Below are 13,566 nucleotides of genomic sequence, written 5' to 3' on the forward strand. Positions count from 1 at the left end.
AAAGTTAATGTCAACAACTTTTTCTAAGTTTTTTTAATCTTAAAAATCATTGTTCGGTTTTTGCTGCATCAGCAACGTTTATTAATTTACCACGTTATTAATGATTGGTCAATAGTTTTTTTCATAAAAAAAAGAACTTATTTTCATAAGCTCTTTCTCAATGATTATTCAAATAAAGGGACGCCTTCAATTTCAATAGTTCCTAGAATCTTCCGAACACTCTCTGGGGTTTCCCAAGCGAATCCTTTGGGTAATTCCGTCATCTCGGAACTAACCATTTCAAAAACGTACAAAGGTAAATTATTTCCTTGCGTTTGAGTATTCGTCAACTCAACCAAACGAATGTCATTTACATCAATATGCAATGTACTCTTTAAAAAATTTAAAAAACTAGCTAAAACTGTATTCTCTGCTTTAGTATCAGTGCGAGCAAATTCTCTCTCATTTCCAATTTCGTGAACTAAAAAACGTTTTGATCCATCTTCTAAGTGCAACATGATTGTTCCAGATACTTGTTTTGTCACAATTTTCACCTCTGCAAAAGCTAATCATAAACCGCCATCATTGTATCATGTTTTCTGAAAAAAAGATATTTTTTGCATAAAACCTGTATTAATTTTCTACTCGTTCTTTCAACAAGTAATCAATTGCTTCTTCTGTCCAAATAGGCATATTTTTTTCAATTGATCGAAAGCCAATATTTTTATTACGATTAGTAAAGTACCGTTTGCGATGATAAGGTAATTCAACTGTGTGATCTGCTAGTGTACGCAAGGACAAACTGATTTTTTGGGTGTATTCATCAATATCTATAATTTGCACTTCGATCGTTTGACCAATTTCTAAAAAACTGTGGATGTTTTTAGTGAATCCTGATTGAATCTCCGAAACATGAATCAGTCCTTGAGTCTGCTCATCTAGCGAAATGAATGCGCCATATGGCTGGATGCCTGTCACACGTCCCTCAATAATATCTCCAATTTTATATCCCATTCGTTTCCCTCTTTTCGTATGATTCATTATACTGTACTTAGGAAGAAAATAGAAGTTTGCACATTGGAGGAAGATAAATGACTAATTTTGATCAGCCCATTGATCGTTTAGGAACCAACAGTATCAAGTGGGACGCCTTTTTAAAAACGTATAACGAAGAAGAGCTTTTGCCCTTATGGATTGCTGATATGGATTTCAAAACCCCACCTGGTGTTTTAGCAGCTTATCAAAAATTATTAAGCGAAGGCATTCTTGGTTATAGTGAAGTTTCAGATAGCCTCTATAATGAGATCATCTCTTGGGAGAATAGACAGCATGGATTGAGTCTCAATAGAGAAGATATTTTCTTTTTTTCTGGTGTACTGGCTGGCGTTACTACGGCTATCCAAGCATTGACACAACCAAATGATACCATTTTGATTCACGATCCTGTCTACCCACCCTTTGCTGCTATCATCACTAACAATCGGAGAAAATTAGTTCGTAGTCGTTTGATTGAAAAGAACCATCAATTTATGATTGACTTCGGCGATTTAGAAGAAAAATTCAACAAGCAACAAATAAAATTAATGATTCTATGTAATCCGCATAATCCTGGAGGCCGAGTCTGGTCTGCAGCGGAATTGAATCAGCTAGGAAAACTATGCAAAAAATATAATGTTCTTGTATTAAGTGATGAGATCCACCAAGATCTAGTCTTTCCCCCTAACCATATGACTTCATTCTTTAACGCTGGAGAACAGTTTAGTGATTTTAGTATTCAATTCACTTCAATGACCAAAACATTTAATTTAGCTGGAATCAAAAATTCACTGGCTTTCGTCAAAAATAAGAAATTGCGGGAATTACTACTAAATAAGCAGCAAGAGAATTTCCAGCAAGAAATCAATACGTTTGGACTAGTCGGAATGGAAGCAGCTTATCAATCTGGCGAAGCGTGGCTAAACGACTTATTGCCCTACCTTCAATCTAATATAACTTTTACTTTAGAATACTTCCGTACACATTTGCCGAAAGCTGTAGTAATGGAACCTGAAGCTACTTACTTATTATGGATCGATTTTTCAGCGTATGATTTCTCAGACAGCGAATTGGAAGAACGTTTGGTGCATAAAGGAAAAGTCGTTTTAAATACTGGAGTCAGTTATGGTGCTGGCGGTAAACAGCACATGCGCTTAAATGTCGCCTGCCCTCGTTCTATTTTGGAGGAAGGATTAAACAGAATCGTTTTCGCTTTAAGCTAAAAAAAGAACGGCCAATTGGCCGTTCTTTTTTTAGTCAGTGATTTCAATCGATTCGATTACGATATCATGGACTGGTTTGTCTTGAGCACCGCGTTTAGCATTACCGATACTGTCAACAACGTCCATACCTTCTTTCACTTGTCCGAAAACAGTATGACGGAAGTCTAACCAAGGAGTTCCCCCTTGTTTGTATGTTTCAATGATTTCACCTGGGAAACCGGCTTCTTCTAATTGAGCCATCATGTTTGCTGGAACATTTTGATTGTTTACGATGAAGAATTGGCTGCCGTTTGTATTAGGACCAGCATTCGCCATTGATAAAGCACCACGTAAATTGAATAAATTACGTGAAAATTCATCTTCAAATTTTTCACCATAGATACTTTCGCCGCCCATACCAGTACCGGTTGGATCGCCACCTTGAATCATGAAATCAGGGATCACACGGTGGAAAATCACACCATCGTAATAACCTTTCTTCGCTAATTGAACAAAGTTTTCAACTGTTTTGGGTGCTTCTTCTGGGAATAGTTGAACAATAATATCTCCCATATTTGTTTTGATCGTCGCTTTCGGACCTTTTTCTTCTGTTAGATTTAATTGTGGAAATTGAGACACTTCAAATTCCTCCTTTATTTTTGCTCCATCTATCATAACAAATTTTTACTGTTTTGCCACCTCCTTAAGCTAAGCGGTTCTTTCTATTTAAATTATTTGTTACAATTGAGCAGAAAAGAAAGGGTGAGGATATGGAAATTTTCGATATAACCATTGTAGGTGCAGGACCCGTTGGGATGTTCGCAGCCTTTTACGCAGGGATACGTCAAGCAAAAACCAAGCTGATCGATAGCTTGCCACAACTTGGCGGACAGTTGACAACACTTTACCCTGAAAAAAACATCTATGACATTCCTGGATTTCCCATCGTTAAAGCGGCAGATCTAGTTGGCAATTTAGAAAAACAATTACGAACTTTCTCGCATACGTATTGTTTGGATGAAGAAGTATTAGATCTAAAGCAACATGATGATTATCTAGAGTTGATTACCAATAAAGAAAGCCACTATACTAAAGCAGTCGTATTAGCTATCGGAAATGGGTCTTTTCAGCCTAGACGCTTACAAATCGAACAAGCCGACAAATTCGAAAATCATGGCGTAGATTATTACATCAATGATTTGATGAAATACGCCGGTAAAAAAGTAGCAATCGCAGGTGGCGGTGATTCCGCGATCGACTGGGCCTTGATGCTAGAACCAATCGCCGGAGAAGTCTCGCTCATCCACCGTCGAGATCAATTTCGCGGCCATGAGCATAGTGTAGAAAAATTAAAAACTTCTTCCGTTAATATTTACACGCCATATATTTTAACGGAATTGAATGGTGAGCAAGAGCTAGATCGGTTAACTTTGCAAAAAACGAAAAGCGATGAGACAATTAATCTGAACATCGATTACTTGATTGTTAATTATGGTTTTTCTTCTTCACTTGAGCATTTACGTTCTTGGGGACTCGAAAGTACCCGTCAAGCAATCCTAGTGGAACCAGATATGCGTACTTCTATCCCTGGAGTCTATGCGTGTGGCGATATCGCAACCTACGATGGAAAAGTAAAATTAATTGCCACCGGGATGGGCGAAGCCCCTACAGCTGTAAATAACGCATTGCATTACATCAATCCGAAGAACCGGACGCAACCAGGACATAGTACCAGTCTATTTCCACAAAAATAGGTTAAATGGAGGGAACATCATGGTCTACGAAACAACAACATTGGAACAAAAAGCTCGTGACTTATTGGAAGAACGTGGCGTAACGATCAAAGATATTGCAGAGTTGGTTTTCTTCTTACAAAAAGACTATATCTCTGAACTGGATATTCAAGTATGCATTGATAGTGTTGATCGGGTGCTTACGAAACGCGAGGTTCATAATGCAATCATCACTGGCATCGCGTTAGACAAACTAGCTGAGCAAAAAAAATTAGATGATCCGTTGCAGAAAATTTTGGAAGAAGACGAAGGCTTATATGGCATCGATGAAATCATGGCTTTATCGATCGTAAATGTATACGGCTCGATTGGTTTTACTAACTACGGGTATATCGACAAGGTAAAACCCGGAATCTTAAAAAAACTAAATGAGCATGACGGTGTACATGTTCATACGTTTTTAGATGACTTAGTGGGCGCCATTGCAGCGGCAGCTGCTAGTCGATTGGCTCATGAAGATCCTGGAAAATTGGACGCCATCGTCAAATAAGAGCATTAAAAAAAGAGCTTAATGCTCTTTTTTTAATGCTCTTTTTCCAAAATAGATTGGCAGAAAATAAAAAATTTCTAGCAAAATAAAAAATAAGATAAAACAGTGTAGAAAAAAAGTCTCCGGCAAGACATTGATAATCGGGTCAGTTGCAGGATTAAAAATCCAGGCGTCGTTATTAAAGAATAAGCCATGGAATGTAATAAAAAATTGATCAAAATTAACTGCCATCAAAAAAGCGATAACGATCGGCACGACCATTGCCAACTTGAATGGCTGAATCAATGTCCAAAGTCGTTTTTGCTTACTGAGCCTTCTTACGTAAAAAACACTTGGAACAACGGTAACTATCAACAGTCCATAGTTCAACATAAACAATCGTTTGACTTCGTAAAAGTGCAAAGCGCCACTAGCTGAAACCGGAAAATCATCCAGCTTCAACTTATGAATCCAAGGTGTATTCAAATACTGCATCAATTGATCAAAATTATGTAACAACCCCTTAGATGAAAGAATTGTATAATCTAGCAAATTTAAGTGCCTGATATCAAACTGATACAACCAACGGGCATTGATCGTCAATGTGATTGCCAGGGTTAATAACGCTACAATCAGACAAAACAATCCGATTATATCGAAGCCTTTATTTTTCATCAAAACGCCACTCATCTAAAGAATCGACTAAATGAGTCGGTTGCACTGGCAAATCAGGGATTTCTTCCTTTTGGGTAAAGCCTGATAAAACCAATAAGGAATCAATACCATTATTGATGCCTGCAAGAATATCTGTCGTGTAATTATCGCCTACCATTAACACTTCCGATTTATCTAAGCCTAAAATCCCTAATCCTTTTTCCATGATAATCGCTTCAGGCTTGCCGATATAAATAGCTGATTGTTGCGTAGAAGCTTCAATCAAAGCAATCACTGATCCAGCGCCAGGCAATAATCCACGTTCGGTCGGAATATTTTTATCTGGGTTGGTCCCGATAAACGTTGCGCCCCTTTGAATCGCTAGTGTTGCCGTCACAAATTTTTCGTAAGTAACATCAGTGTCTAACCCCACAACAACATAGTCCGGGTGCTCAGTTTCCCATTCATAACCAGCAGCTAAAATCGGATCGATCAAACCCGGCTCCCCAATCACAAATACTTTTTTACCTTTGTCTGCATCATTCATGTAATCAATCGTCGCCAAAGTCGCCGTATAAACAGTTTCAGGGCTAACGTAGATTGAAAATTCATTTGCCAAACGATCTGCAACCGTTTGAGGTGTCTTCGTCGTATTGTTTGTCAAAAACAAAAAAGGAATTTGACGTGCTTGAAGTTGCTCTACAAAACGACGACCTGCAGGGATCGGTTCGCTTCCACGATAGATCGTTCCATCTAAATCGATTAAATATCCTTTATACATATATCTACTCTTCTCTTTGACGAATCACAAAGCGTTCATCTTTTTCTTTGGTTTTCGCTGGAGCAGCTTTTTTCGGTTGACGATTTTTGATCACAGGTTTCTTTTTCTGCGTTTCCGAAACCGTCGCTTTTTTCTCTTCTACAAATGCTTGTGGTTTATCTTTGCGTTTACGTTTACGTTTTTTACGATTTTGCTGGCGTTTGCCATCCGTTCGTTCCAATACAAAGTACGCACACCCAAAATTGCAATATTCATATAAATAATCTTCTAAAGCATCGATCCGTTGCTCAGGCATACTCTTCCGGTCATCTTCACGGAAAAAGCCTTTCAAACGTAATTGGTCATATCCCCAATCTCCTACAACATAATCATAGCGCGTCAAGACCTCACTAAAGCGTTCACCTAAACGTTCGGCATCAAAGCCCTCACGGTAATTTCTAACTAAACGATATTGGCGTTCGCCAATTAAAAGATTGCTGTCATCTACAAAAACGACATGTTCACCTTTTTTCTTTTCTTCAGCGGGCGTCTCGACGATTTCATCTAAGACTTCAGTCATCTCTTGCGTAACTGTTTTTTCAGTTGGTTGTTGCTGCTCTTTTTTGTCTTTTTTCTCTCTTGTCATCGTCTCACCACCTGTTTGTTATTATACCTTGTTTTTATTTGCTTGGATAGTGAGTATGCAGATAGTCCCCCACAACGGTCCGAATAAAAGCTGGAAACAAAAATTCATACCGACCGGCAATTTCGATTGTCGGGAAAAAGGGGACAAACATAAAATGATCCACCGTGGCGATCGTATATTCTAGCTCAGGATCGACCAATTCCCCAAGCCAACGAACTTGATGATTGATGGCATCATAGTCAATTCCATCATATACAAGATGACCAAAAACTTTTCCACGAAATCCCATACCCATGACTGGAAAATTAATCAAAAAGTGCCGATTTTTTTCCATTTCTAAAACCAAACGAATCAAATCATTTCCTGATAATGTTACTTTAATCAAATGCATCGGATGGGGCAAGGCAGTATGTAGTTGATCTTGATTAATTTCTCCAGCTGGGATATCTGTCAAAAATAATCCAGAATTCAAAACAGCCGCTTCCGTTCCTGCAGCTTCTTTGACTGCTTTTAAAGCATAAGTGATCATTGGATGCAACGAATCAAGCGCTGTTTCTAATGCAAAAGGCAGTTGAGCCACTTTCTTTTCAGATAATAAGCGATGCCCTTCTTCCAGATAGCCTGCAATTTCTATTCGATCTTCTGGGATTTCCAACATTTTTTCTGTTGCAAACGTTCGAGCAATCGTTTGTTGAACATGATGCTCTTCATCTAGCATTACTTGTACTTCACCGACGTAATAGCCATATTTCCCGGCAGCCGCTAGTTGAACACCTGCGACTTTTTCACCATTCTCAAATAAATGATGTGTATGGGAACCTAAAATCACATCAATTTCTGGTAGTTCTTTAGCGATCAAGCGATCTGCACTAATGCCTAAATGACTCATCAGTACAACAACATCTACTTTAGTTCGCAGCTGGGAAACCAATTCTGGTAAGATATCCATCACTTGACGGATATCCCAACCGTTGGGATTGTAGGTTAAGGGAAATGGGGCGGTAAATGCCAATAATCCGATTGTTGTTCCTAATTTGGTCGTGATGATTTTACAAGGTTGCGACCAAGCTGGCGGCTGTAACGTTTTCTTATCAAATAGATTATCTAATACGATATCAAAATTTGCTTGATCATATAGATGGTTCAATTCTTCTTTAGAGTTTCCTACGCCTTCATTATTTCCAATTGTTGCTGCATCATAATGAATTTGATTCATCAACTCGATATTTGCTTGCCCATTCGTCGCTTCTGTTAGCGGATGCCAACGATCGACAAAATCTCCTAAATCGATCGTAATCACCGTTTGATCAGCGGTCTCCTCTTGTTTACGTTCTCTTAAAAACCGACGAATCTTAGGCCAATTTTCTAAGTGCGAATGTAGATCGTTGGTATGTAAAAGGATAATTTTTTCCATTGTTCTACCTCTTTTCGACTCTTTTTGTTCCATCTATAGTACCATAGAGCTACACTAGAAGCGTTGATAGAAGTATTCATCCATTGCTTTTGTTTTCCTTCTTAATTCTAGAAAAGTAGGTGGGTAAATGAAATTCGAATCTTCCTTAGGAACCATCTGGTTAAATGCCAATCAACAATTTTTGACTCAGATTTCTTATACGCCAATTGATGAACACCCCTTAGCAAATCAAGCTCTTTTAATCCAAGCACAAACACAAATTTTAGAATTTTTATCGGGTGAACGAAAAACGTTCGACCTTCCCTATATGTTTGAAAAAGGCACTGCTTTCCAACAAGAAGTTTGGCAATCACTGACATCCATACCTTACGGATCGACCTGCAGCTATCAAGCAGTAGCTGAAAGCATCCACCGACCAAAGGCTGTGCGGGCGTTAGGGCAAGCAAACCGCCAGAACCCATTGCCGATTTTGATTCCCTGCCATCGTGTTATCGGAAAAAATGGACGATTGGTCGGTTATTCTGGTTCAAGCGCAGAGGGTTTAAAAATCAAACAACATTTATTAGCACTTGAAAATGCTGAATTTAAAATAAACGACTGATCTATCGCAAAAAAGCACCGCAACTTTAATTCGTTGCAGTGCTTTTTTTAATCTGAAGATGATGCGGCATTCGAATTTTCATCAGCTTTCACACAATCAATCGCGATGACTAATGAAACAATCAACTCTTCCAATGAATCATTTAGGATCGTGATTTCATAGGAATCGCCCCACGAGATCCAACGCTTATGGATTTCAGCTACTTTGCGGCCTTTTTGAGAAACCTCAAAATCCATGTCCCACCAATTACCTTCTACTTTGATGTCTTCAGCTGAAATAGCATACTTTGCCTTAAAGACACTCAAATGTTTTGAAATTTCAATCGCATCGTTACCGTCCAACTCAACAGTGAATTTAGGTAATAGACTAATTACTTTCTTCGTAATTTTGCTGACTTCATTTCCTTTTTCATCTTCCACTCGAAAAGTTTTAGGAATCTTTAAAAAACTCCCCTTAACAAAATAGCGAGGATGTTGATCCTCATCTACAACAGTGAATTTTTCACCAATACTAAAGACTTTTTGTTTGATATACAATTTTTTCATCAAGGTACCTCCTCTATTTATTTTTCAGATAAATCACCCGTATTGATCACAGGTTGCGTTCCTTTATCGGTAATAATCGAAACAAGCAAATTATTGATCAATTGGACTTTCCGGTCATCCGTAAAGTGAATATCTTGGCCGTTTTCAATTTGTTCCAAAGCCATTTGGGTCATCGTCACAGCCCCTTCTACAATGGTTTGACGAGCTGATAAAATAGCTCTTGCTTGTTGTCGTTGCAACATTGCATTAGCGATTTCAGTTGCATAAGCTAAATGATTCAAACGCGTCTCGATCACTTCTACTCCCGCCATCGCCAAACGTTCTTGTAATTCTCTTGCTAATTCTTCTGACACTTCTGCGGTATTGCCTCGCAATGTTAAATCGTCTTCGTTGAAAGTATCATATGAATATTGCGTGGCGATATGGCGAATCGCCGTTTCACTTTGGATCTCTACAAAATCCAAATAATAATCAACATCAAACAACGCTTTAGCGGTATCCACTACCTTAAAAACTACGACTGCTGAGATTTCTACTGGATTTCCATCGGCATCATTTACTTTTAGTAATGAACTATTAAAGTTTCGGACCTTTAAAGAAATGGGGATTTTACGAGTCAAAGGCGTTGTAATAAATAAGCCATTCTCTTTGATCGTTCCTAAATATTTACCAAAGAACAAAACGGCTTTTGCGTTATTGGGCCCCACAATCGTCAACGAACTAAGAAATAGTGCAGCAATGATCCATAATAAAATCCCTACAATGATCATACCGAAACTATCTTGAGTATCTCCGGTCGCTACACACCATAGACCAGCTAACAAAATAAGAATCAATCCAACTAAACCAATATACCCATTGATATGAAATGCATTTTTCTCTTTCACCCTTAACACCTCCAGGATTTGATACCTTTAGTGTACGCTTTATTTAGATAGGCTTCAATTAAGAGCTTTCATTATAAGAAAGCGAAATTAGAATTTTAGGCAAAAAAAAAAAGCAGGCTCTCGCCTACCATTATCGTCTCTATAACAGACACATGCCGGATCCTGCTTAGTGCTGCTTCCTTCCGGATCTGACACAATTCACAAGCCCGACATTGTCCTGCCTTTCGGCAAGGAATAGTATAACAAATTCTATTCCTTTTGACTAGTCTTTTTTTTACGAGCACGCAATTGCCGAAAAAAATTAGTCAATAACTCTCCGCACTCGGTTTCCAAGATGCCACCTTCTACATACGCTCGATGATTAAAACGTTCATCTGTCAATAAATTCATCAAGGTACCCGCCGTTCCACCTTTTGGATCATACGCACCAAAATACACTTCCTCCACACGTGACAGAATCATCCCGCCGCTGCACATTGGGCAAGGTTCTAAGGTCACAAAAAGCTGACATTTTTCTAACCGCCAGTTATCCAATTTTTTACAGGCTTCACGAATAGCAAACATTTCCGCATGACTAGTGGCGTCTTGACTATGTTCTCTAAGGTTATGCCCTCGACCAATAATTTCACCTTGATAAACTACGACCGCTCCGATTGGAACTTCTGCAATAGCTTCTGCCTTTTTTGCTTCGTTGATGGCCGCTTGCATAAACTGTCTTTTTTCTTCTACCGTTAATTGGCTTTCACGTTCCATGTTTTTCCTCGCTCACTCTTCTAACTTAACTCGTCTTTTTACTCTATCATAATTAGAAGGACAAAAAAACTACCCATCGTCACCAATGAGTAGTTTGAAGTAAAAAATAGTTGCCTGTTTAAAGCATCGCTACTTTTTTACATTACTTTGTCTACAAAATCCATCAACTTATTTCTTAAATCATCGGTCGTATCTTTGATGGAATCACCGTAGACCGATACGCGCTTTTTTCCGCTTTTGATCTTATCTAAAATATTCATCATATTATCTAAATCGTCATCTGATAACTTGTCGACGATCGACAACAACGTTTCACTACCGTCGAACTTATCATTCACAAAGCGTTTTACTTTGTGGCGATTCGATGCGTGGCGTGCTTTTTCGATTAGCTGTCCGGAAATAACCACGGCGGTTGCTGTACTGGCTGCAAAAATAACTCCTACTCCAATTTTTACTTTAGTTGATTTTTTCATGGTATCAGCTCCTTTTATTCATGATAACACACTCTCAAAATTTAAAATAATCAAGTGCCTTCCCACTATGAGAACGTCTCCAGTCAATTTTTTTAAACAAAAAAAGAACCGACAGTCGTCGATTCTTAGTCACGATTACGATTTCCACCGAATAATAAAACTAATCGCAGTAATTGCAAGAAGGTTGATAAAGCTGCCGCTACATAGGTTAATGCCGCCGCTACTAATACTTTTCGAGCTGCTACAAGTTCATCTTCTTGCAATAAACCACCTTCTCTTAGAATAGCTAACGCTCTGCGTGAGGCATCAAATTCTACTGGCAAGGTCACTAATTGAAAGATTAAGGCTAAAGAAAAAGCCAAGATTCCGATATTGATCAACGTTTGATTCCAACTCATGAATACACCAATCATAATTAGTGGAAAAGACAAAGTTGAGCCAATATTGGCTACCGGAACGATTGCTGCTCGCAAACGCAAAGGTATATAATTTTTAGCATCTTGGACCGCATGGCCACATTCGTGAGCAGCTACCCCGATTGCAGCTACCGATGTCGATTGCGCTGTCGCTTCTGAGAGGCTGAGCATTTTATTCCCGCTATTATAATTATCGGTTAAGTTCCCTGAGATTTGCTGAACACCGACGTCAGTGATGCCTTGACTACGCAAGATATATTCAGCAGCAGATGTTCCAGTCACGCCTTTACTACTACGAAATTCATCATATTTACGAAAAGTTGAATTGACATAAGCAGAGGCTAAGCCAGAAATGACTAATCCTGCGATCACCAATAAAAACGTGGGGTCAAAAAAATTGTAATAGGATCCGTACATAAACATTCTCCTCTGATCAAGAAATTTTACTGTTCATCAATCAAAAACAGTTTCCTAATATAAGTGTAGCATGAAAAATGTGTTTTTTTATGAAAGTCACTCTAAATCATGCTCTCTTTTAAAGCTTCTTAACGAATTCTGATTTTAACTTCATCGGTCCAAAGCCATCAACTTTACAATCGATGTTATGATCACCTTCGACCAAACGAATATTTTTGACTTTTGTCCCTTGTTTGATGGCACCTGAAGCCCCTTTGACTTTCAGATCCTTGATCACCGTCACACTGTCTCCCTCTTGTAATACATTGCCGTTACTATCTTTAACGACCATTGCTTCTTCGGTTGTTTCACTTTCAGACCATTCATGACCGCATTCAGGACAAACAAATAATCCTCGATCTTCATATGTATACTCTGATTGACACATTGGGCAATTCGGCATGTTATTCCTCCAATAAACTAGTTTATGAATATTTAGTTTAACGGAAAGCCGCGTACTTGAAAAGCCTTTCTCTATAAAAAAGACTGAACAAAAGCATCTTCGTCTTTTGTCCAGTCACTTTTTACTTTAGTTATTTACTTGATACTCAGCACACAATACTTGGATTTTTTGATAAATTTCTTGGCACATCGCTTGATCTTTAGCATTGGCTCCGCTAGCTAGCGGATGCCCGCCACCATGATATTGTTTAGCTAACTCATTGATCACAGGACCTTTAGAGCGTAAACGAACGCGATAATAACCTTCTGGCTGTTCAACAAAAACAGCCCAAGCTAGTACGGTATCGATTGTCCCTGGCAACGGAACTAAAGAGGCTGTATCTGAGTCTTTGATGCCATACTTATTTAAAATTGCTTGATCCAAAATCACATAGCCAGCACCATTGTCATCGATTTGTAGATTTTGATAAAGATAACCTGAGAGTTGCGCTACTTCCAGTGAAATTTGATCAATTTGGCGGTTTAATTTAGACGAATCGAATCCGTAATCTAACAATTTTGAAGCGACCACCAAGGTATGAGAAGTTGTTGCTGGATATAGGAAACGACCAGTATCACCAACGATTCCACCATATAAAAGACGCGCAGCATTTTCTGAGAGCGTCAAATCTTCAGCAAAAGCTAAATCAGCGATGATTTCACTACAGCTACTAGCCTCTGTATTCACCCATAGAAGATCACCATATGGGTCGTCATTTGGATGATGATCGATCTTGATTAATTTATCACCTAACTGGTAACGATCATCACTGATGCGCGGCGCATTTGCAGTATCCGTTACGATCACTAACGCTCCGATATACAAATCATCCGTGATTTCATCCATCTCAGCTAAAAATTCTAGTCCTTCCACTGGACCACCGACTTGATAGATTTCTTTTTTAGGATAAGTTGCTCGCAAAATTTCAGCTAATCCACACTGTGATCCTAAGGCATCTGGGTCCGGGCGCATGTGGCGATGAATGATGATGCGATCATATTGTTTGATCATCTCAATGATTTTTTCAGTAATTGTCATATA

At 38.7% G+C, this 13,566-nt stretch carries 18 protein-coding genes and 1 other RNA gene; 4 read left to right on the plus strand and 15 right to left on the minus strand.

Going from position 1 to position 13,566, the window contains the following annotated elements; translation table 11 throughout:
• Window positions 1–164: 164 nt before the first annotated feature.
• Together RV04_RS06695 and RV04_RS06700 are read right to left on the minus strand one after the other, a co-directional pair.
• Window positions 165–527 carry a hypothetical protein gene (locus RV04_RS06695; RefSeq protein WP_211271184.1) on the minus strand — a complete coding sequence of 121 codons (363 nt, stop codon included), beginning with the start codon at window positions 525–527 and terminating at the stop codon, window positions 165–167.
• An 85-nt stretch (window positions 528–612) separates the two neighbouring features.
• Complete coding sequence (locus RV04_RS06700) at window positions 613–993, minus strand: CvfD/Ygs/GSP13 family RNA-binding post-transcriptional regulator (RefSeq protein WP_071857706.1); 381 nt, start codon at window positions 991–993, stop codon at window positions 613–615.
• A 77-nt stretch (window positions 994–1,070) separates the two neighbouring features.
• On the opposite strand from RV04_RS06700, the gene RV04_RS06705 reads away from it, so the two are divergent.
• Window positions 1,071–2,237, plus strand: a complete 1,167-nt coding sequence (locus RV04_RS06705) for a MalY/PatB family protein (RefSeq protein ID WP_071857707.1) — start codon at window positions 1,071–1,073, stop codon at window positions 2,235–2,237.
• 30 nt (window positions 2,238–2,267) lie between these two features.
• On the opposite strand, the gene RV04_RS06710 is transcribed toward RV04_RS06705, so the two are convergent.
• Window positions 2,268–2,855, minus strand: coding sequence for a peptidylprolyl isomerase (locus tag RV04_RS06710; RefSeq protein ID WP_071857708.1), 588 nt, complete (start codon window positions 2,853–2,855; stop codon window positions 2,268–2,270).
• A 131-nt stretch (window positions 2,856–2,986) separates the two neighbouring features.
• Between RV04_RS06710 and RV04_RS06715 the strand changes: the two genes are divergently transcribed.
• Both RV04_RS06715 and RV04_RS06720 read left to right on the plus strand, forming a co-directional pair.
• The gene (locus RV04_RS06715; RefSeq protein ID WP_071857709.1) at window positions 2,987–3,970 is read left to right on the plus strand and encodes an NAD(P)/FAD-dependent oxidoreductase; all 984 of its coding nucleotides are present in this window, start codon (window positions 2,987–2,989) and stop codon (window positions 3,968–3,970) included.
• 19 nt (window positions 3,971–3,989) lie between these two features.
• The gene (locus tag RV04_RS06720) at window positions 3,990–4,499 is read left to right on the plus strand and encodes a phosphatidylglycerophosphatase A family protein (RefSeq protein WP_071857710.1); all 510 of its coding nucleotides are present in this window, start codon (window positions 3,990–3,992) and stop codon (window positions 4,497–4,499) included.
• A gap of 18 nt (window positions 4,500–4,517) precedes the next feature.
• Here RV04_RS06720 and RV04_RS06725 read toward each other — a convergent pair whose 3' ends face one another.
• Genes RV04_RS06725 through RV04_RS06740 form a run of 4 tightly spaced genes read right to left on the minus strand, consistent with a single transcriptional unit; the run spans window position 4,518 to window position 7,952 of the window.
• Entirely contained in the window at window positions 4,518–5,153 is a 636-nt protein-coding gene (locus RV04_RS06725) for a TIGR01906 family membrane protein (protein WP_071857711.1), read from the minus strand.
• Window positions 5,143–5,913: a TIGR01457 family HAD-type hydrolase gene (locus RV04_RS06730; protein ID WP_071857712.1), complete on the minus strand. Its 771-nt coding sequence runs from the start codon at window positions 5,911–5,913 to the stop codon at window positions 5,143–5,145. The genes RV04_RS06725 and RV04_RS06730 overlap by 11 nt, the downstream gene beginning before the upstream one ends.
• A 4-nt stretch (window positions 5,914–5,917) precedes the next feature.
• Window positions 5,918–6,538: a YutD family protein gene (locus RV04_RS06735; protein WP_071857713.1), complete on the minus strand. Its 621-nt coding sequence runs from the start codon at window positions 6,536–6,538 to the stop codon at window positions 5,918–5,920.
• Between the two features lie 34 nt (window positions 6,539–6,572).
• A complete protein-coding gene (locus RV04_RS06740; protein ID WP_071857714.1) occupies window positions 6,573–7,952 on the minus strand; it encodes a bifunctional metallophosphatase/5'-nucleotidase in 1,380 nt (459 codons plus the stop codon).
• Between the two features lie 127 nt (window positions 7,953–8,079).
• Here RV04_RS06740 and RV04_RS06745 point away from each other — a divergent pair, with 127 nt between their 5' ends.
• Window positions 8,080–8,553, plus strand: coding sequence for a methylated-DNA--[protein]-cysteine S-methyltransferase (locus RV04_RS06745; protein WP_071857715.1), 474 nt, complete (start codon window positions 8,080–8,082; stop codon window positions 8,551–8,553).
• A 47-nt stretch (window positions 8,554–8,600) separates the two neighbouring features.
• On the opposite strand, the gene RV04_RS06750 is transcribed toward RV04_RS06745, so the two are convergent.
• The 8 genes from RV04_RS06750 to RV04_RS06785 all read right to left on the minus strand — a co-directional run bounded on the left by RV04_RS06750 (window position 8,601) and on the right by RV04_RS06785 (window position 13,563).
• Window positions 8,601–9,098, minus strand: a complete 498-nt coding sequence (locus RV04_RS06750) for an LURP-one-related/scramblase family protein (RefSeq protein ID WP_071857716.1) — start codon at window positions 9,096–9,098, stop codon at window positions 8,601–8,603.
• Between the two features lie 17 nt (window positions 9,099–9,115).
• Window positions 9,116–9,985, minus strand: a complete 870-nt coding sequence (locus RV04_RS06755) for an SPFH domain-containing protein (protein WP_071857717.1) — start codon at window positions 9,983–9,985, stop codon at window positions 9,116–9,118.
• Window positions 9,986–10,125: 140 nt separating this feature from the next.
• Window positions 10,126–10,207: signal recognition particle sRNA small type (gene ffs / locus RV04_RS06760), an RNA gene on the minus strand.
• Between the two features lie 27 nt (window positions 10,208–10,234).
• Window positions 10,235–10,738: a tRNA adenosine(34) deaminase TadA gene (gene tadA, locus RV04_RS06765; protein ID WP_071857718.1), complete on the minus strand. Its 504-nt coding sequence runs from the start codon at window positions 10,736–10,738 to the stop codon at window positions 10,235–10,237.
• 137 nt (window positions 10,739–10,875) lie between these two features.
• Complete coding sequence (locus RV04_RS06770) at window positions 10,876–11,211, minus strand: hypothetical protein (protein ID WP_071857719.1); 336 nt, start codon at window positions 11,209–11,211, stop codon at window positions 10,876–10,878.
• A gap of 125 nt (window positions 11,212–11,336) precedes the next feature.
• Window positions 11,337–12,044: a zinc metallopeptidase gene (locus RV04_RS06775; RefSeq protein WP_071857720.1), complete on the minus strand. Its 708-nt coding sequence runs from the start codon at window positions 12,042–12,044 to the stop codon at window positions 11,337–11,339.
• 118 nt (window positions 12,045–12,162) lie between these two features.
• Window positions 12,163–12,486 (minus strand): zinc ribbon domain-containing protein YjdM, encoded by a 324-nt coding sequence (locus RV04_RS06780; protein ID WP_071857721.1) that lies wholly within the window; start codon window positions 12,484–12,486, stop codon window positions 12,163–12,165.
• A 126-nt stretch (window positions 12,487–12,612) separates the two neighbouring features.
• Window positions 12,613–13,563 carry a DHH family phosphoesterase gene (locus RV04_RS06785; RefSeq protein ID WP_071857722.1) on the minus strand — a complete coding sequence of 317 codons (951 nt, stop codon included), beginning with the start codon at window positions 13,561–13,563 and terminating at the stop codon, window positions 12,613–12,615.
• Window positions 13,564–13,566: the final 3 nt, after the last annotated feature.

The sequence above is a fragment of the Enterococcus hermanniensis genome, from assembly GCF_001885945.1.
In the GTDB taxonomy this organism is placed as follows: Bacteria; Bacillota; Bacilli; order Lactobacillales; family Enterococcaceae; genus Enterococcus_A; species Enterococcus_A hermanniensis.